Consider the following 18,090-nt stretch of genomic DNA (forward strand, 5'->3'; position numbering starts at 1 on the left):
TCGGAGCGCGACCCGTCGGCCAGCCTGCTCCTGGCGCAACTGTTGACGGACGCGGGCTTGCCCGACGGCGTCTTCAATGTGCTGCAGGGCGACAAGGAAGCCGTGGACGGCTTGCTGCACCACCCGGACGTGCGCGCCGTCAGCTTCGTCGGTTCCACGCCGATCGCCGAGTATATCTATGCGACGGGCTGCGCCCAGGGCAAGCGCGTGCAGGCGCTCGGCGGTGCGAAGAACCACATGGTCGTCATGCCCGATGCGGACATTCCCCAGACGGTCGATGCCCTGATGGGCGCCGCCTTCGGCTCGGCCGGCGAGCGCTGCATGGCCATTTCCGTCGTCGTGGCGGTCGGCAATGTGGCGGATCAATTGGTGGAAGCCCTGGTGCCGCGCATCGCGGCGTTAAAGATCACGCAGGGCATGGACCTGTCGGCCGAGATGGGGCCGGTGGTGACGCAGGTGCACAAGGACAAGATCGCCGGCTACATCGCCACGGGCGTCAAGGAAGGCGCCAAACTGGTGGCCGACGGGCGCGGTTTCGTGCTGCCTGGCCATGAGCACGGTTTTTTCCTCGGCGGCAGCCTGTTCGACCACGTCACGCCGGACATGACGATCTACCAGGAAGAAATCTTCGGGCCCGTGCTGTGCATCGTGCGCGTGCCCGATTTCACGGCGGCGCTGGACCTGGTCAATGCGCATGAATACGGCAACGGCACGGCGATCTACACGCGCGACGGCAACACGGCGCGCGAATACACGCACCGCGTGCAGGTCGGGATGGTCGGAGTCAATGTGCCGATTCCCGTGCCGATGGCCTTCCACAGCTTCGGCGGCTGGAAGCGCAGCCTGTTCGGCGACCACCATGCGCACGGCCCGGAATCGGTGCGTTTCTATACGAAGCAGAAGGCGGTGACGCAGCGCTGGCCGGCCTCGACGGCTGCCGGGGCCGAGTTTGCCATGCCGACCCTGAAGTAATCCCGCTGTAAAGCCGGCTGGTTCGCTTCTTGCTTGCTGCAATGGTTGTGTTTAGCCATTGCAGATCGCTCCCATGACGTCCAGCCGTACCCAGCCTTTGCGCATCGTCGTCGTCAACACCATTGTCGAGCACGGCGTGCACGCGGATGCGGCCCTGGCTGCCCAGGTGCAGCGCGGCAATGCCTTGCGCATCGGCTTGCTGGAATCGGGTTTCGACATCGTCGCCTCCCTGCCAGCCGACCTCTACCTTCCCGAGCGCATCGCGCAACTGCAGCCTGATCTCATCATCATCGATGCGGAATCGGATGCGCGCGACGTGCTCGAACACATCGTCATCGCCACGCGCGACGAGCGCCGCCCCATCGTGCTGTTTACGGAAGACGGCGCCACGGCCAGCATCGACGCGGCCATGGCGGCCGGCGTGTCCGCCTATATTGTGGCCGGCTTGCATGCCGAGCGCATTCAACCGGTGCTGAACGTGGCGCTGGCGCGCTTCCGCCAGGAAGAAAAACTCCGCGCCGAATTGCACGACACGCGCCATAAATTGCTGGAGCGCAAGGTGATCGAGCGGGCCAAGGGCCTGTTGATGACGCATCACGGCTTGACGGAAGAGCAGGCTTACCAGCGCTTGCGCAGCATGGCCATGAACAAGAAACTCAAGCTGGCAGAGATCGCCCAGCGCATCCTCGACGTGGAGGACTTGCTGGGATGAAACGTCCATTTTCTGATACATGCTGGTGCAGCGCACCATCGCGGTGCGTTTCCCGCCGCCATAAACCGGGCATGCACGGGCACGCTCCTTGCTGCTGGGAGGGAAGAGCCTTGCCCACGGTGGCGCGGAACAACAGTACTTATCAGCAAGGAATGGTATGACAGAGCAAATGGCAGACAGCGCCCAGGTGGCGCGGACCCTGCAGCCGGAAAAACAGACGATACGCATCGGCTACCTGCCGCTGACCGATTGCGCCTCGCTGGTGATGGCGTCGAAGCTGGGCCTGGATGAAAAATACGGCATCAAGATCGAACTGAGCCGCGAGATGTCGTGGGCCGGCGTGCGCGACAAGCTGAACAATGGCGAACTCGATGCGGCCCATGTGCTGTACGGCCTTGTGTATGGCGTGCAGATGGGCATCGGCGGGCAGCAGCGCGACATGGCTGTATTGATGAATCTCAATCACAGCGGCCAGGCCGTGACACTGTCGGCGGCGCTGGCGCGCGACGGTGCCCACGATGGCGATTCGCTGGCGCGCCACATGCGGGCCTCGTCGCGGCCGTTTGCGTTTGCGCATACTTTCCCGACCGGCAACCACGCGATGCTGCTGCAATACTGGCTGGCCGCGCATGGCATCGATCCGCTGCGCGACGCGCGCGTGATGACCGTGCCGCCGTCGCAGATGGTGGCCGCCTTGCGCGCGGGCCAGATGGATGGCTTTTGCGCCGGTGAACCGTGGGGCTACAAGGCCATCGTCGATGGCGTGGGCGTGACGGCCGCCGCCAGCGGCGCCATCTGGCCCGACCATCCGGGCAAGGTGCTGGGCACCAGCGCCGCGTTTGCGCAGCAGCATCCGAACAGCTGCCGCGCCCTGATCGCCGCCGTGCTCGAGGCGGGCCGCTGGATCGACGCCAGCGATGCCAACCGGCTGGCCATGGCGGCCACCCTGGCCGAGCCCGCTTACCTGAACACGCCGCAGGAAACGCTGGCGCCGCGCATCCTCGGCCATTATCAGGATGGCCTGGGCAAGACCTGGGACGAGGCGCACGGTTTGAAGTTCTACGGCGATGGCACGGTGAATTTTCCGTATCTTTCCGACGGCATGTGGTTCATGACCCAGCACCGGCGCTGGGGCTTGCTGCGCGAGGAACCCGATTACCTGGCGGTGGCAAGGCAAGTCAACCGCATCGACCTGTACCGCCAGGCGGCGGAGATGACGGCCACGCCCGTACCGAAGGCTCCCATGCGCAGTTCGACCCTGTGCGACGGCGTGGTGTGGGACGGCAGCGCGCCGGAAGCGTATGCGGCGTCGTTTGCCATCGGCCATTTTTTCTGACTGGAGACTGCATCATGGCGCAACTTGGAAGCGTGACACTGGTCGGAGCCGGTCCCGGCGATCCGGACCTGCTGACGATCAAGGCAGTAAAAGCCATTGCGCGGGCTGACGTGGTGCTGATCGATGACCTCGTCAATCCGGCCATCCTCGCGCATGCGGCACAAGGCGTGCGCGTGGTCGAGGTGGGCAAGCGGGGCGGCTGCGCTTCCACGCCGCAAGCGTTCATCGAACGGCTGATGCTGGCCGAAGCGCGCGCCGGCCTGCACGTGGTGCGCCTGAAAGGGGGAGATCCCTACCTGTTCGGGCGCGGCGGCGAAGAGCGCGCCTATCTGCGCAGCCACGGCGTGGCCGTCGAGGTGATCCCCGGCATCAGCAGCGGCCTGGCCGCGCCCGCCAGCATCGGCGTGCCGCTGACGCACTGCGGCTGGAGCCAGGGCGCCATCTTCGTCACCGGTCACGGCAAGGATAGCGCGTCGGAGCCGAACTGGCTTGCGCTGGCGCAAAGCGGTTTGACCTTGGTCATCTACATGGGCGTGGCGCGGGTGGCCGCCATCCAGGCCGGCTTGCTGGCCGGCGGCATGGCGCCCGGCACGCCCGTGGCCGTGGTGCAATCGGCCAGCCTGCCGGCCCAGCGCCAGTTGCTGAGCACTTTGCAGGAGCTGCCCGCCGACTTGCTGGCCAGCGGCCTGGGCAGCCCCAGCATCATCGTCGTGGGCGAGGTGGTGCGCTGCGCCGATGCCTGGGATGAGCATGGTGCCTTGCAGACTGCCTGCATCTGAGCCTGTCGGCGCCTAGCGGATCGGCAGGGCCACGGGGCGGATGGGTGCCGCGTCGCCGCCACGGAATTTCAGCGAGGCGCCGATGAAGGCAAACTGGTACACCTTGTCGCGCGACAGCGCTTCCAGGTCGACCAGTTCCAGGATGGGCGTGCCCTGCTGCGCCAGCAGATACGTGTGCACGGGCAGGTAATTGTTTGCCACTTCGGACGGAAACGCCTCGAAACTGAGGTTGTCCGCGCCCACCACCATGGCGCCGCCATCTTCCACGAGGAATTTCGCCGCATCGAGCGACAGGCCGGGCGGATTGGCCATGTACGCTTGCGCCTGCTCATAGTGCTGCATGCGGCCCGTGCGTATCAGCACCACGTCGCCCTTTTCCAGCGTGATCTTCTGGTGGGCCAGCGCCGCGCGCAAGTCTTGCCGCGTGACCCGGTAATTGTCGGGTAGTTGTTTGAGACCCTTGGCCACGGCGACGTCGATCAGCACGCCGCGCGCCACGATCGGCGGCAGTTTTTCAGCCCCCGTCACGGTCCAGCCCCGGTCGCCCAGGTATTGTTCCTCCGTAAAACCGTTCCAGATCTTGCCGTTCAGGCCGAAGTGGTTCAGGGCGTCGATATGCGTGCCCATGTGCGCATACATGGATACGGCCGAGCCCGTGTAACTGACGTGGCGGTTCATCTGTTCGCCCACCTGCATCGAGTCGGCCACCACGTTGCCTTTCGGCGTGTGCGTCATCCACATCTGGTAGGGCGGGTCGCCTGCCGCCTGCCAGCTGGGCATGCCGATATAGAAATCGACGGCCAGGTCGTAGCTCTTGCCGCCATCGATGCGCGCCAGGATGGCGGCGCGCGAGGCTGGCGTCATCAGGTTCAGGCGGCCGATCTCGTCTTTCGGACCCCAGGGGCTGGTGCCCACTTCGGGCAGGGCGGCGGCTTGCGTCGTTCCTGCCAGCAGGGCCAGCAGCAGGGCAGTCAGGGTGGCGGATGGTTTGAACATGGGGTACTCCTTGCGTGACATGAATGAAGAAGCCGCCATCATATTGTCTTTCATTTCAATGATAATCAGCGATAAAATAATAAGATATTCAACTGCAAGGAAAGAATAATGGATGTCCTGGCGCACATGCGCGTGTTTCGCAAGGTGGTCGAGCGCGACAGCTTCAGCAAGGCGGCGCAGGATCTGAACCAGTCGGCGGCCGCCATCAGCAAGCAGGTGCGCCAGCTCGAAGCGCGCCTGGGCACGCTGCTGCTGGTACGCACCACGCGGCGCATGAGCCTGTCGGATGGCGGGCGTGCCTACTATCTTGAATGCTGCCGCCTGCTCGATGAAATCGATGCGCTGGAACTGGCCACGCGCGGCTGCGCCGGCAAGGTGGCGGGGCGGCTGCGCGTGAATGCGCCGCTGTCGTTTGGCCTGAAGGTGCTGTCGCCCTTGCTGCCGGACTTCATGGCCCGTTATCCGGACGTCAAGATCGAGATGACCCTGGACGACCGCCTGCGTGATGTGGTGGGCGAGGGGTATGACGTGTCGCTGCGCATCCGCGCCGCGCTGGCCGATTCGTCCCTGGTGGCGCGCCGCCTGGGCGACGTCGAGCAGATGATTTGCGCAGCGCCGGCCTACCTGGCGCGGCGCGGCACGCCGCGCCAGGCGCAGGACTTGCACGGCCACGATTGCCTCGCCTACCGCCTGGCCGACAGTCCCGGCGTCTGGCAGCTGGCCGGCCCGGAAGGGGCGAGCAGCATCGTCCTGCCCGTGCGCTTTTCCGCCGACAGCAGCCTGCTGCTGGCCGATATGCTGGTGGCGGGCATCGGCGTGGGGGCGCTGCCGTCGTTCGTCGCCGCGCCGCTGCTGGCCAGCGGCGCCCTGGTGCGCGTGCTGCCGTCGCACGGCATGGCCAGGCGCGGCGTGTATGCCCTGATGCCCGATGGACGCCACGTGCAGGAAAAGGTGCGCGCCTTCTGCGACTTCCTGGCCGGGGCGCTGCAGGGGGCCTAGGCGCCCGGTGTTTTCCAGTGCAACCATCATGCGCGCTTTTTTTCTTCCACAAGCGCGTCGGGCATGAGCTTTGATAGTATCCTCGTACCTGCTGGGCGGCCGCAGCGCCGCACATTCGAGGAAACCGGAATAAGCGATCGACAATGCACACTTTGAGCAAGGGCGGGGCGGGATCAGGCATCAGGATCTGGGCGGGTGGCGTGCTGCTGGCATTGGCGGTGGGCGGCGCACTGTACGCGGGCGCGGCGCGCACGGTCAATGACGACGCCGAACAGCGTTTCGACAATCTCACGCATGGCGCCCAGCATAGTCTGGCAACGCGGGTGAAAAGCTATTCCGACCTGCTGCGCGGCCTCGAAGCCCTGTTCCGCACCAGCGAGCAGCTGACGCGCCGCCAGTTCCACGATTACGTCACCGGCCTCGATATCGCGCGCCAGTTCCCTGCCATCGAATCGGTCAACTATGCGGTGGCGCTGACGCAGGCGCAGCGCGCGGCGTATGTCGCCGACGTGCGCCGCGATACCAGCCTGGCGCCGCGCGGCTATCCCGCTTTCACCATCCGTCCGCCCGGCGAGCGGCCGGAATACACGGTGCTCACTTACCTGGAGCCTGATTCCCTGCTGGCCGAACGCATGGGTGTCGATATCGGCGCCAACCCGCTGGTGGCGCAGTCCCTGGCGCAGGCGCGCGACAGCGGCGAGGTCAGCGCGTCGGGGCAGGTGATCATGATCAAGGGGCCGCCCGCGCACGTGGGCCTGGGCATGCGCTTGCCCGTGTACCGCAATGGCATGCCGCAGGGGAGCGTGGCAGAGCGCCGCGCCGCCTACCAGGGCTCCGTGGGCATCGGCTTCGGCGTGGCGCAGCTGGTGCACAGCGCGCTCGAACGCAGCGCCCTGGAACCGCTGCACCTGACCCTGTACAGCGCGGCCGACCCCTTGCCGGCCAGCGGGGTTCTGGCCATCACGCCGCAGGACCGCCTGCTGTTCAACGATGACGGCGACCTGGCGGCGGCGCCGCCGCAACCGGGCAGCGATGCCGACTATTTCGACCAGGTGCTGCCGGTGACTTACCAGGGCGGCCTGTGGAAAGCCCATTTCCGCGTACGCAAGGCGGAGCTGTACAGCCCCTTCGACCGCTATTTTCCGTGGCTGGCGCTGGGCGTCGGCGTGGCCGGCACCCTGCTCATTTATGGCTATATCTTTACCCTGTACCGGTCGCGCCGCAATGCGGTGGCGCAGCGCACCCTGCTCGATACGGTGCTCGACAGCGTCGACGCCTACGTGTACATGAAGGATGCCGACCTGCGCTACCGCTACGTGAATGCGCGCACGGCGAAGATACTGGGCCGTCCGGCGGAGCAGCTGATCGGCCGCCAGGATGGCGAGCTGATGCTCGGCGATGCGGCGGCCGCCGCGCAGCTGACCGAGCGCCAGGTCTTCGACAGCGGCGCCAAGTTCGTTGGCGAAGAGCGCTTCGTCGATGCGCAGGGCCAGGTGCATCACCTGTGGAGCGTGAAGGTGCCGCTGGGCTTGCCCGGTCCCGTCACGGGGCTGATCGGCCTGTCCACCGACGTGACGGAACTGCACCGCCTGAAGGAGCAGGCCGACGCGGCCAGCCAGGCCAAGAGCGACTTCCTGTCGAACATGAGCCATGAAATCCGCACGCCGATGAACAGCATCATCGGCATGGCCCACCTGGCGCTGAAATCGGTGGCCGACGCGCGCCAGCGCGACTACCTGCAGAAAATCTTCCATTCGGGCCAGCACTTGCTGGGCCTGATCAACGATATCCTCGATTTTTCCAAGATCGAGGCGGGCAAGCTGGAACTGGAAGTGCTGGACTTCCGTCTCGACACCCTGCTGGCGAACATCGCCAGCCAGCTGGGCGACGCGGCCGCCGTCAAGGGCCTGGCGCTGCAGTTCGATATCGCGCCGGAGCTGCCGCAGCGCTGGCGCGGCGACCCGCTGCGCCTGGAGCAGGTCTTGCTGAACCTGACCAGCAACGCCATCAAGTTTTCCGACAATGGCAGCATCTTCGTGCGCGTGCGCCAGTCCGAGGAGCGCGGCAGCCACGGCATGCTGCGCTTCGAGGTGCAGGACCGGGGCATCGGCATGAACCAGGAAGAAGTGGCGCAGCTGTTCCGCTCCTTCCACCAGGCCGACCCGTCGACCACGCGCAAGTATGGCGGCAGCGGCCTGGGACTGGTGATCAGCAAGCAGCTGGTGGAGCTCATGGGCGGCAAGGTGGGCGTGTACAGCCAGCCGGGCCTGGGCAGCACCTTCTGGTTCACGGCGCGCCTGGAAAAAAGCGCGCAGGGGGCCGACGAGCGCATCGCGGAAGTCGAGCCGGAAGTACTGGGGGTGATCCGCGGCGCCTCCATCCTGCTGGTGGAAGACAATATCTTCAGCCAGCAGGTGGGCTGCGAACTGCTGGAAGACGCCGGCGCCACCGTCTGCGTCGCCAGCAATGGCCGCGAGGCGCTGGAATTGCTGGCCCGCCAGCGCTACGACTGCGTGCTGATGGACGTGCAGATGCCGGAGATGGACGGCTTCGAGGCGACGCGCCGCATCCGCGCCGACCCGAAACTTGCGGGCCTGCTGGTGATCGCCATGACGGCCAACGCGGGCAGCGAGGACCGCGCCCGCTGCCTGGCGGCTGGCATGGATGAATTCGTGACCAAGCCGATCGCCCCGAATCTGCTGTTTCATCTGCTGGCGAAATGGTTCCGGCTGCGTGGCGGCATCGGCAGCATCGGCCGCGACAGGCTGGCGGCGCTGTCGAAGGCGCCGCCGGCGGGCGCCGCGCCGGAGCTGCGCGACACGGCCATCCTCGACCTGGCCACCCTGGCGCTCACGTTCAGCAATGACGCCGTGAAGATGCGCAAGTACACCCAGCTGTTTCTCGACACGGCGCGCGACGGCATCGCCGAAATGGAGCAAGCCATGGCGCTGGAAGACCTGGGGCGCCTGGCCGACCTGGGACACCGCAGCAAATCGTCCGCGCTGGCCGTGGGCGCCCATGCCTTCGCCGGCCTGTGCACCTCGATCGAAGGCTTGCGCCTGGGCGGCGACCTGCAGCAGGCGCGCGCCTTGCTGACGGCGCTCGGGCCGGCGCTGGCGCAGGTGGCAGAACAAATTTCCATGGAATTTGCCGCCAGCGACGCCCCTTGACGCAAGCAGCGGCGATAATAGGCGTTTGACGTCTCCGGCCAGCCGGCCGGAGACGCGGCAACTCATCGGATCAGCATGCATACACCCGTCACGCCCGGCCTCCTCATCCTGCATGGCAACCAGCTGGAACAGCTGCGCGCCGCCGTTTTCCAGTGGCTGCGCCAGCATCCGCTGGCGCCGCTGGAAACGGATATCTTCCTGGTGCAGTCGAACGGCGTGGCCGAGTGGCTGAAGATCGCCCTGGCCGAGGAAATGGGCGTGTGCGCCGCCACGCGCATCGCGCTGCCGGCGCGCCTGCTGTGGGAAAGCTACCGGGGCATGCTGGGCCGCGAGCGCGTCCCGCGCGTCTCGCCGTTCGATAAATCGCCGCTGACCTGGCGTTTGATGCGCCTGTTGCCGTCGCTGCTGGCCGACCCCGTGTTTGCGCCGCTGCGCTACTTCCTCGCCGATGGCGATTGCGAACGCCGGCTGCAGCTGGCCGAGCGCCTGGCCGACTTGTTCGACCAGTACCAGGTCTACCGCGCCGACTGGCTGGCCGACTGGGCGGCCGGGCGCGACCAGTTGCGCACGGCGCGCGGCGAAACCATCGTGCTGAAGGACGACCAGCGCTGGCAGGCGCAGTTGTGGCGCGCCGTGGGCCTGGACGTCGAGCCGTTCGAGCGCGATACGGGCCGCGCCGATATCCACGATGCCTTCCTGGCGGCGATCGCCGCCGGCGATGCGCCGGCTGGCAAGCTGCCGCGCCGGGTGGTGCTGTTCGGCGTGTCGGCCTTGCCGTACCAGACCTTGCAGGCGCTGGCCGCGCTGGCGCGCCACGCGCAGGTGGTGCTGGCCGTGCCCAACCCGTGCCAGTTCTACTGGGGCGATATCATCGACGGGCGCGACTTGCTGCGCGCGGAAAACAAGCGCCAGCGGCAGCGCAACGGCACCGACCTGGCGCAAATTCCGTTGGAAGAACTGCATGCGCACAGCCACCCGCTGCTGGCCAGCTGGGGCAGGCAAGGGCGCGATTTCATCCGCATGCTTGATGAATTCGACGAACACGCGCAGGCCGAGGGGCGCGATGACAGCCTGCGCATCGACCTGTTTGGCGAGGAAACGGGGGAAACCCTGCTGCAGCAGGTGCAGGTGGCCATCCGCGAACTGCGCCCGCTGGCCGAACATGAGCAAACGCCGCCCGACGCCGGCGACCGCTCGATCGAATTTCACGTGGCGCACAGCGTGCAGCGCGAGGTGGAAGTGCTGCACGACCAGCTGCTGGCCATGTTCGCGCACAGCGCCGAGACGGGCTTGCGTCCGCGCGACGTGGTGGTGATGGTGCCCGACATCGATACCTTCACGGCCGCCATCCACGCCGTTTTCGGCCAGTACCGGCGCAACGACGAGCGTTTCATTCCGTTCGAGATCGGCGACGTGAAGGACCGCAGCGTCAACCCGCTGCTCGTCGCGCTCGAGTGGCTGCTGCAGCTGCCGCAGCAGCGCTGCCGCCAGAGCGAGGTGCGCGACCTGCTCGACGTGCCGGCGCTGGCTACCCGCTTTGGCCTGCAGCCGGACGACCTGGTCACGCTGGGCGCCTGGATCGAAGGGGCCGGCGTGCGCTGGGGCCTGGACCAGCATCACCGCAGCGGCCTGGGACTGGGCGCGGCCGGCGAGCAGAATGCGTGGATTTTCGGCGTGCGGCGCATGCTGCTCGGTTACGCCAGCGGCGTTGGCGTCAGTTTTGGCGGCATCGAGCCGTATGCGGAAGTGGGCGGCCTCGATGCGGCGCTGGCGGGCTCCCTGGCGCAGCTGGTCGAGGCGCTGCTGCACTGGCGCACCGTACTGGCCGGCGCCTGCACGCCCGCCGAGTGGGGCGTGCAGGCGCGCGCGCTGCTGGCGGCCTTTTTTGATGCCGACGACGAGGGCGACCGCCTGACCCTGGCACAGCTCGAGGGTGCCTTGCAGGGCTGGCTGGAAACCTGCGAGCATGCGGGCTTTGTCGAGCCGGTGCCGCTGTCCGTGCTGCGCGTGGCGTGGCTGGGCGCGCTGGACGAGCCGACCCTGAACCACCAGTTCGTCTCCGGCGGCGTGACCTTCTGCACCCTGATGCCGATGCGCGCCGTGCCGTTTCGCGTGGTTTGCCTGCTGGGCATGAACGATGGCGACTTCCCGCGCCGCGCGCAAAAGGCCGATTTCGACCTGCTGGCGCTGCCCGGCATGGCGCGCCCGGGCGACCGCTCGCGCCGCGACGACGACCGCTACCTGATGCTGGAAGCCTTGCTGGCCGCGCGCGACAAGCTGTACGTGAGCTGGGTGGGGCGCAATGTGCGCGACAATTCCGAGCAGCCGCCGTCCGTGCTGGTGTCGCAGCTGCGCGACTACCTGGCCGCCGGCTGGTCGCTGGACCGGCACCTGGTGTCGCTGACCACCGAGCACGCGCTGCAGCCGTTCAGCCGCCGCTATTTTGAGGCCGATGGCTTGCTGACCTATGCGCGCGAATGGCGCGTGGCCCATACCGATGCCGATGCGGCCGATGCGGATGCGCAGGCCGGGGAACTGGCGCTGGGGCCCTACGAGCTCGATCCCGGCACGCGCCTGAAGCTGGGCGAGCTGGCCAGTTTCCTGCGCCAGCCCGTCAAATACTTTTTCCGCCGCCGCCTCAGCGTCCATTTCGCCGATGCGGCCATGCTGGGCGAGGATGAGGAGCCGTTCGGCCTGAATGCGCTCGAGCGCTATCTGCTGGAAGACACCATGCTGGACGACGGCGGCGCCGTGGAAGCACTGGACGACGTGCGCAGCAGCCTGGAAGTGCGCGCGGCACGCCTGGCGCGCGAGGGCGTGCTGCCCATCGGCCTGATCGGCCGGCAGGTGCAGGCGCAGCTGGTCGAGGCACTGGTGCCCGTGCGCAGCGCGTGGCTGTCCTTGCGCGCCTCGTTCCCGCTGGCGGCCGACAAGCGCGCCATCAACCTGCCGTTCGGCGAGGTGCAGATCGACGACTGGCTCGACAGATTGTGCAGCAACGGTCAGGAGACGGCCTGGCTGATGCAGATTTCCTCGAAGGTGACGGACAAGGGCGGCCAGGCGCGCGGCGACAAGCTGATGCTGATGTGGCTGCGCCAGCTGGCCGCCGCCGCCCTCGGCCTCCCCGTCACCGGCTATCTGGTGGCGCGCGACGCCATCGTCAGCATGGCGCCGCTCGATCCGGCCAGTTCGCGCGACGCGCTGGCAACCCTGCTGGCGCTGTGGCGCGAAGGCATGAACCATCCGCTGCCCACGGCGTGCAAGACGGGACTGGCGCTGGTGCAGCAGGGCGACCCGCGCGCCGTGTATGACGGCGGCTTTGACATCTCGGGCGAGCGCGAGGAACTGTGCCTGGCGCGCCTGTGGCCCGAGTTTTCCGCGCTGGCTGCCGAGGAAGCGTGGCAGGACTGCACGCGCGAGCTGTATGGCCCGCTGGCAGACTGGCTGCAGCAGCACATCACGATCGACCCGATCAGCGCGCCCGATGACGGCGCGGGAGAAGAACAATGACGAGCCATCTGCTCAACCCCCTGGCATTCCCCCTGCACGGTTCGCGCCTGATCGAGGCCTCGGCCGGCACGGGCAAGACCTGGACCATCGCCGCGCTGTACGTGCGGCTCGTGCTGGGACACGGCGACGACGACAGCCGCTTTACCCGCCCGCTGCTGCCGGCCGACATCCTCGTGATGACGTTTACCCGCGCCGCCACGCGCGAATTGTCGAACCGCGTGCGCGAGCGCCTGATCGAGGCGGCCGCTTATTTTCGCCACGAATCTGGCATGGAATCCGGCGGCAGCGACCCGTTTCTCGATGCCTTGCTGGAATCCTATCCTGAGGAGAGCGAACGGCAAAAGGCCGCGCACCGGCTGATGCTGGCCGCCGAGACGATGGATGAAGCGGCCATCTTCACCATCGACGCCTGGTGCCAGCGCATGCTGCGCGAGCACGCGTTCGACAGCGGCAGCCTGTTCGACGAAGAACTGGTCAGCGACGAACAAGCGCTGTTCGAGGATGCGGCCCACGATTACTGGCGCCAGCAAGTCTATCCCTTGCCGCCGCAGGCGCTCGACGTGCTGCTGGCCTGCTGGCCCGACGTGGCAGCGCTGAAGAAGGGCGCGCGCGAGCTGGCGCGCCGCGCCGGCAGCATGCAGATGGCAGACGATGAGCCCTTATCGCTGCTGATCGCGCGCGAACAGCGGGCGCTGGCCGCGCAACTGGCCATCCTGAAGGCGGGCTGGGTCGAGCGCGTGGACCAGATGGCTGCATGGATCAACGACCACCGCGCCGCCAATCCCAAGTGTTTTAACGGCGTCAAGATGAAGCCGGAAAACCTGGCGAAATGGTTCGACGGCTTGCGCCGCTGGGCGCAGGACCCGCTCTTGCTGCTGCCTGCCATCACGGCCAAGGCCTGGGAGCGATTGACGCCGTTCGGCATCGAGGATGCGTTTGCCAAGAGTTTCACGGCCCAGGTACCCGAGTGCTTCGAACATACGGAGGCGCTGGGGACCGCTCTGGCGGCATTGACGCCGCTGGCGCACAAGCTGCACCTGCATGCGGCGGCGGCCATCGCGCGGCGCATGGACCAGTTGAAGCGCCAGTCGCGCCAGTTCGGCTTTGCCGACATGCTGCAGCGCCTGCACGATGCGCTGGCGGGCGAAAACGGCGCGACCCTGCGCCAGCGCATCATCGACCAGTATCCGTTGGCCATGGTCGATGAATTCCAGGATACGGCCCCTGCACAGTATCAGATCTTCAATTTGCTGTACCGCATTGCGGAGAATGATCCCGCGCAAGGATTGTTCCTGATCGGCGACCCGAAACAGTCGATCTACGGCTTTCGCGGCGCCGACATCCAGAGCTACCTGGCGGCGCGGCGCGCCACGGCAGGGCGCCACTACCAGCTGGGCACCAACTACCGCTCGACGGCGCCCCTGGTGGCCGCCGTCAACCAGCTGTTCCTGCACGCCGAGCGCGACGAGGTGCCGGCCGGTGCCTTCCGCTACCGCAAAGGAGGCGAGAATCCGCTGCCGTTCGAGGCTGTCGACGCCAAGGGCCGCGATGAATGGCTGGTGAACGCGGGCGGCCCGCTGCCGGCCCTGCTGGCCGCCTGCGCCAGCGATGAAGGGCTGCGCGGCGACAGCTACCGCGAGTATTTCGCGCAGCACTGCGCGGAACACATCGTCGCCATGCTGGGCGATGCGCAAGCCGGTTTCGATGGCCCCGACGGTTTCACGCGCCTGCAGCCGGCCGATATCGCCATCCTCGTGCGCGACCGCAAGGAAGCGGCGGCCATCCGCCGCGCGCTGGCGCGCCGCCGGGTCGCCAGCGTCTATTTGTCCGACAAGGATTCCGTCATCGACAGCGAGGAGGCGCAGGACGTGCTGCGCTGGCTGGCGGCGCTGGCCAACCCGCTCGACGGGGGACTGGCGCGCGCCGCCTTTGCCACGCGCACCATCGGCCTGTCGCTGGGCGAGCTGGCGCGCCTGTCGAGCGACGAACTGGAATGGGAACGCCGGGTCGAGCAACTGAAGGCCTTGCACCTGATCTGGCAGCGCCAGGGCGTGCTGGCCATGCTGCGCCGCTTCATCCACGAACTGCAATTGCCCGCCATGCTGCTGCAGCAGACGGGCGGCGAGCGGCGCCTGACGAATCTGCTGCACCTGGCCGAACTGCTGCAATCGGCCAGCCGCCAGCTCGATGGCGAGCAGGCGCTGATACGCTGGCTGGCCGAGCAGATCGCCGGCGAGGGCGAAAACGGCGACGAGCGCGTGCTGCGCCTGGAAAGCGATGCGGAGCTGGTGAAGGTCATCACCGTGCACAAATCCAAGGGCCTCGAATATCCGCTCGTGTATCTGCCGTTTGCCGTCACGGCGCGCAAGGTGGATAAGCGCAACCGCAGCTTCTTCGAGTATGCGGATGAAAAAGGCGAGCGCCGCCTCGACCTGTCGCTGTCCGACGAAGCCATGGCGGCGGTCGAAGAGGCGCGCATCGAGGAAGACTTGCGCCTGCTGTACGTGGCCCTGACGCGCGCGCGCCACTTCCTGTGGCTGGGCGTGGCCGCCTTGGCGGCGCGCAAGGCGGGCGAGAATACCCTGCACGAATCGGCGCTCGGCTACCTGCTGACGGGCGGCGACAAGCTGCCGTTTGACCAGCTGCTGCTGCGCTGGCAGCAGGTGGCGGGCAGCTGCGACGCCATCTACGTCAGCGCGCTGGCGCAGCCCGACGCCTGCACGGTGCTGGACCGCGTGGAGCGGCGTCCCGAGTTGCGGCCCGCGCCCGTGTTCGTGGGCGAATTCGAGCGCGATTGGTCGGTGGGCAGCTTTACCTCGCTGACGCGCCAGATCGGCGCCGTGGCAGCCGCGCACGTGCCGCAGCGGGCGCTGGAAGAGACCTTGCTGGAAGATGGCACGGCTGTGGCTGTGGCCGCGCCGACGCAAATGGGCGACGCGCCATGGCACCGCTTCCCGCGCGGCTCCGTGCCCGGCAATTTCCTGCACGAGCAGCTCGAGTGGATGGGCAGCGAAGGCTTTGACGGCGTCCACGACGAGCACTTCAACACGCGCCTGGCCGCGCGCTGCGAACGGGCTGGCTGGGGCCACCGCCAGGAAGACGCCATCGCCTGGCTCAGGGAAATCGCCCTCACGCCGCTGCCGCTGCTCGATGCATCGCTGTCGCAGCTGGACAGCACCCTGTCCGAAATGGAGTTCTGGTTCCCCAGCGAGCATTTGTCCACCGAGGCGCTGGACAGACTGTGCACGCGGCTGCTGCTCGATGGCGCGCCGCGCCCCGCGCTGCCACGGCGCCAGCTGCACGGCATGCTGAAAGGCTTTGCCGACCTGGTCATCGAACAGGATGGGCGCTACTGGGTACTCGACTACAAGTCGAATGCGCTGGGCGCCAACGACGCCGCCTACCACACGCCGGCACTGGCGGCCGGCATGGCGCAGCACCGCTACGATATCCAGGGCGCCATCTACATGCTGGCCCTGCACCGGCTGCTGAAAAGCCGCCTCGGTGACGCCTACGACCCGGCCGAACACCTGGGCGGCGCCATCTTCCTGTTCCTGCGCGGCATAGCGAATGCGGACACGCATGGCTGCTACTGGCTGGCGCCGCAGCTGGAGCTGCTGGACGGCCTCGATCAACTGTTAGAAGAAACGGAACACCATGCAGCATGACGCGCAGATGGACGCTTTGTTTACCCATGTCGACGGTGTCGCGGAGGCGGGCCACCTGCGCCGCCTGAGCGCCGCCTTTGCCCGCTTCATCGCCAGCCTGGACGAGCAGGCGCCGCATGCGCCCGCCGTGGCCGTGGCCTGCGTGGTGCTGTCCGAACTGGAAGGGCGGGGCCACAGCTGCCTGATGCTGGCCGATCTGGCCAGTGAACCTTCGCAGCTGCTGGGCTGGAGCGAAGAGCTGTGGCATGCCGTGCTGGCCGTTTCCGGCCCGCTGCCGGACGGCGTCGACGGCTGGCGCGCGCTGCTGGCCGGCGCGCCGCAGGTGTGGCAGGTGGGTGCCGCCGACGTGCGCCAGCCGCTGGTGCTCGACGGCGACCGTTTGTACCTGCGCCGCTACTGGCGCGACGAGACCCTGGTCGGTGAAAAGATCGCCGCGCGCGCGCAGGACTTGAGCGAGCCGCCGCTGGCGCAGGTGCGGCAATGGCTCGACATCCTGTTCGACCAGCCCACGCAGGATGGTGGGCCGGACTGGCAAAAGGTGGCGTGCGCCGTCGCCTTGCGCGGCAAGGTCGCCATCATCACGGGCGGCCCTGGGACGGGCAAGACCTACACGGTGGCGAGCCTGTTGACCCTGCTGTTTGCCGTCTCGCCGCAGCCGGAGCAGCTGCGCATCGCGCTGGCCGCACCCACGGGCAAGGCGGCCGCGCGGCTGAAACAGTCGATCGACAAGGCCTTGAGCGGCCTGGCGGAAAAGGTCGGGGAAGCCTTGCCCCTGCTGGAACTGGCGCGGCGCATGGGCGCGGCGCGCACCCTGCATAGCTTGCTGGGCGCGCGGCCCGATACGCGCGCCTTTGCCCACCATGCGGGCAATCCGCTCGACGTCGACGTGCTGATTGTCGATGAAGCGTCGATGGTGCACCTGGAAATGATGGCGTCCGTGCTCGACGCCTTGCCGCCCACGGCGATCCTGATTCTGCTGGGCGACAAGGATCAATTGGCGTCCGTGGAAGCGGGGGCCGTGCTGGGCGACTTGTGCCACGACGCGCAGACGGGCGGCTACACGGGGGACACCATCGCGTATGCGCAGGCGGCCAGCGGCGTGGCCATTCCCGCGCAGTTTGCCGGTAACGCCGGCGCGCTGGCGCAGCAGACGGTGATGCTGCGCCACAGCCACCGCTTCAGCGGTCCGATCGGCGAGCTGGCGCTGGCCGTGAATGGCGGCAGGCCTGATCTGGCCAGGGCGTGCTTCGCCGCCGACAGCGGCGGCCAGCTGGCGTGGAGCGTGCCGGCGCAGCAGGAAGACGTGCTGCGCCTGGCCTTGCGCGGGCGGGCCGATGCGCCGGGCGGCTACCAGCCCTATCTGGCGCTGGTGAACGCGGGCGAGGCGGCGTACGCGCGGCACGACGACTGGGTGCGCGCCGTGCTGCACGCTTTCGAGTCGTTCCGCATCCTGTGCGCCGTGCGCGAAGGCGAGTGGGGCGTGGCGGGCTTGAACACGGCCATCGAGCTGCGGCTGGAAAAGGAAGGGCTGATACGCCGCAGCGAATGGTATGTGGGCCGTCCCGTGATGGTCACGCGCAACGATTACGGCACGGGCGTGTTCAATGGCGACATCGGCCTGACCTTGCGCGACCCTGCGCGGCCCGGCTCCCTGCGCGTGTACTTTTTGGAAGGCGAGAACGTGCGCAGCGTGCTGGCCACGCGCCTGCGCCACGTGGAAACGGCATTTGCCATGACGGTGCACAAGTCGCAGGGTTCGGAATTCCGCCATACTGTGCTGGTGCTGCCGCAGGAAGGCGGCGCCATGCTGGCGCGCGAACTGGTCTACACGGGCATCACGCGCGCGCGCGACTTCTTTACCCTGGTCTCGCCCACGCAGGCCGTGCTGTTCGACGCGATTTTGCGCCGCACGCAGCGCGCCAGCGGGCTGCGGGGCCTGATCGGCTGA

10 protein-coding genes are annotated in these 18,090 nt (G+C 67.5%); 9 read left to right on the top strand and 1 reads right to left on the bottom strand.

Features of this window, described 5'->3' with window-relative positions; all coding sequences use genetic code 11:
* The 4 genes from mmsA to cobA all read left to right on the top strand — a co-directional run.
* The coding region (mmsA, locus tag AC1RJW_RS14855) for a CoA-acylating methylmalonate-semialdehyde dehydrogenase (RefSeq protein WP_493045589.1) at nt 1–972 on the top strand (972 nt) is incomplete at its 5' end.
* A 73-nt stretch (nt 973–1,045) separates the two neighbouring features.
* Nucleotides 1,046–1,684, top strand: a complete 639-nt coding sequence (locus AC1RJW_RS14860) for an ANTAR domain-containing response regulator (protein WP_493045590.1) — start codon at nt 1,046–1,048, stop codon at nt 1,682–1,684.
* A 157-nt stretch (nt 1,685–1,841) separates the two neighbouring features.
* A complete protein-coding gene (locus tag AC1RJW_RS14865) occupies nt 1,842–3,020 on the top strand; it encodes a CmpA/NrtA family ABC transporter substrate-binding protein (protein WP_493045591.1) in 1,179 nt (392 codons plus the stop codon).
* A gap of 14 nt (nt 3,021–3,034) precedes the next feature.
* The gene (gene cobA, locus AC1RJW_RS14870) at nt 3,035–3,799 is read left to right on the top strand and encodes a uroporphyrinogen-III C-methyltransferase (protein ID WP_493045592.1); all 765 of its coding nucleotides are present in this window, start codon (nt 3,035–3,037) and stop codon (nt 3,797–3,799) included.
* Between the two features lie 12 nt (nt 3,800–3,811).
* On the opposite strand, the gene AC1RJW_RS14875 is transcribed toward cobA, so the two are convergent.
* Complete coding sequence (locus AC1RJW_RS14875; RefSeq protein WP_493045593.1) at nt 3,812–4,795, bottom strand: cyclase family protein; 984 nt, start codon at nt 4,793–4,795, stop codon at nt 3,812–3,814.
* A 108-nt stretch (nt 4,796–4,903) separates the two neighbouring features.
* On the opposite strand from AC1RJW_RS14875, the gene AC1RJW_RS14880 reads away from it, so the two are divergent.
* The 5 genes from AC1RJW_RS14880 to recD all read left to right on the top strand — a co-directional run bounded on the left by AC1RJW_RS14880 (nt 4,904) and on the right by recD (nt 18,090).
* Complete coding sequence (locus tag AC1RJW_RS14880) at nt 4,904–5,794, top strand: LysR family transcriptional regulator (RefSeq protein ID WP_493045594.1); 891 nt, start codon at nt 4,904–4,906, stop codon at nt 5,792–5,794.
* Between the two features lie 143 nt (nt 5,795–5,937).
* On the top strand, nt 5,938–8,964 hold the full coding sequence (locus AC1RJW_RS14885) for a CHASE domain-containing protein (RefSeq protein ID WP_493045595.1): 3,027 nt from the start codon (nt 5,938–5,940) through the stop codon (nt 8,962–8,964).
* 75 nt (nt 8,965–9,039) lie between these two features.
* Complete coding sequence (gene recC / locus AC1RJW_RS14890) at nt 9,040–12,474, top strand: exodeoxyribonuclease V subunit gamma (protein WP_493045596.1); 3,435 nt, start codon at nt 9,040–9,042, stop codon at nt 12,472–12,474.
* Nucleotides 12,471–16,142 carry an exodeoxyribonuclease V subunit beta gene (recB, locus tag AC1RJW_RS14895; protein ID WP_493045597.1) on the top strand — a complete coding sequence of 1,224 codons (3,672 nt, stop codon included), beginning with the start codon at nt 12,471–12,473 and terminating at the stop codon, nt 16,140–16,142. The genes recC and recB overlap by 4 nt, the downstream gene beginning before the upstream one ends.
* Nucleotides 16,132–18,090, top strand: coding sequence for an exodeoxyribonuclease V subunit alpha (gene recD, locus AC1RJW_RS14900; RefSeq protein WP_493045598.1), 1,959 nt, complete (start codon nt 16,132–16,134; stop codon nt 18,088–18,090). Before recB ends, recD begins: the two co-directional genes overlap by 11 nt.

It is taken from the genome of Janthinobacterium sp. GW822-FHT07A03, assembly GCF_058798815.1.

What these genes read in the sequence shown, in the direction of transcription:
- recB (WP_493045597.1), top strand. Translation starts at nt 12,471, where the DNA reads ATGACGAGCCATCTGCTCAACCCCCTGGCATTCCCCCTGCACGGTTCG.
- AC1RJW_RS14880 (WP_493045594.1), top strand. Translation starts at nt 4,904, where the DNA reads ATGGATGTCCTGGCGCACATGCGCGTGTTTCGCAAGGTGGTCGAGCGC.
- recC (WP_493045596.1), top strand. Translation starts at nt 9,040, where the DNA reads ATGCATACACCCGTCACGCCCGGCCTCCTCATCCTGCATGGCAACCAG.
- AC1RJW_RS14860 (WP_493045590.1), top strand. Translation starts at nt 1,046, where the DNA reads ATGACGTCCAGCCGTACCCAGCCTTTGCGCATCGTCGTCGTCAACACC.
- AC1RJW_RS14885 (WP_493045595.1), top strand. Translation starts at nt 5,938, where the DNA reads ATGCACACTTTGAGCAAGGGCGGGGCGGGATCAGGCATCAGGATCTGG.
- AC1RJW_RS14865 (WP_493045591.1), top strand. Translation starts at nt 1,842, where the DNA reads ATGACAGAGCAAATGGCAGACAGCGCCCAGGTGGCGCGGACCCTGCAG.
- cobA (WP_493045592.1), top strand. Translation starts at nt 3,035, where the DNA reads ATGGCGCAACTTGGAAGCGTGACACTGGTCGGAGCCGGTCCCGGCGAT.
- AC1RJW_RS14875 (WP_493045593.1), bottom strand. Translation starts at nt 4,795, where the DNA reads ATGTTCAAACCATCCGCCACCCTGACTGCCCTGCTGCTGGCCCTGCTG.
- recD (WP_493045598.1), top strand. Translation starts at nt 16,132, where the DNA reads ATGCAGCATGACGCGCAGATGGACGCTTTGTTTACCCATGTCGACGGT.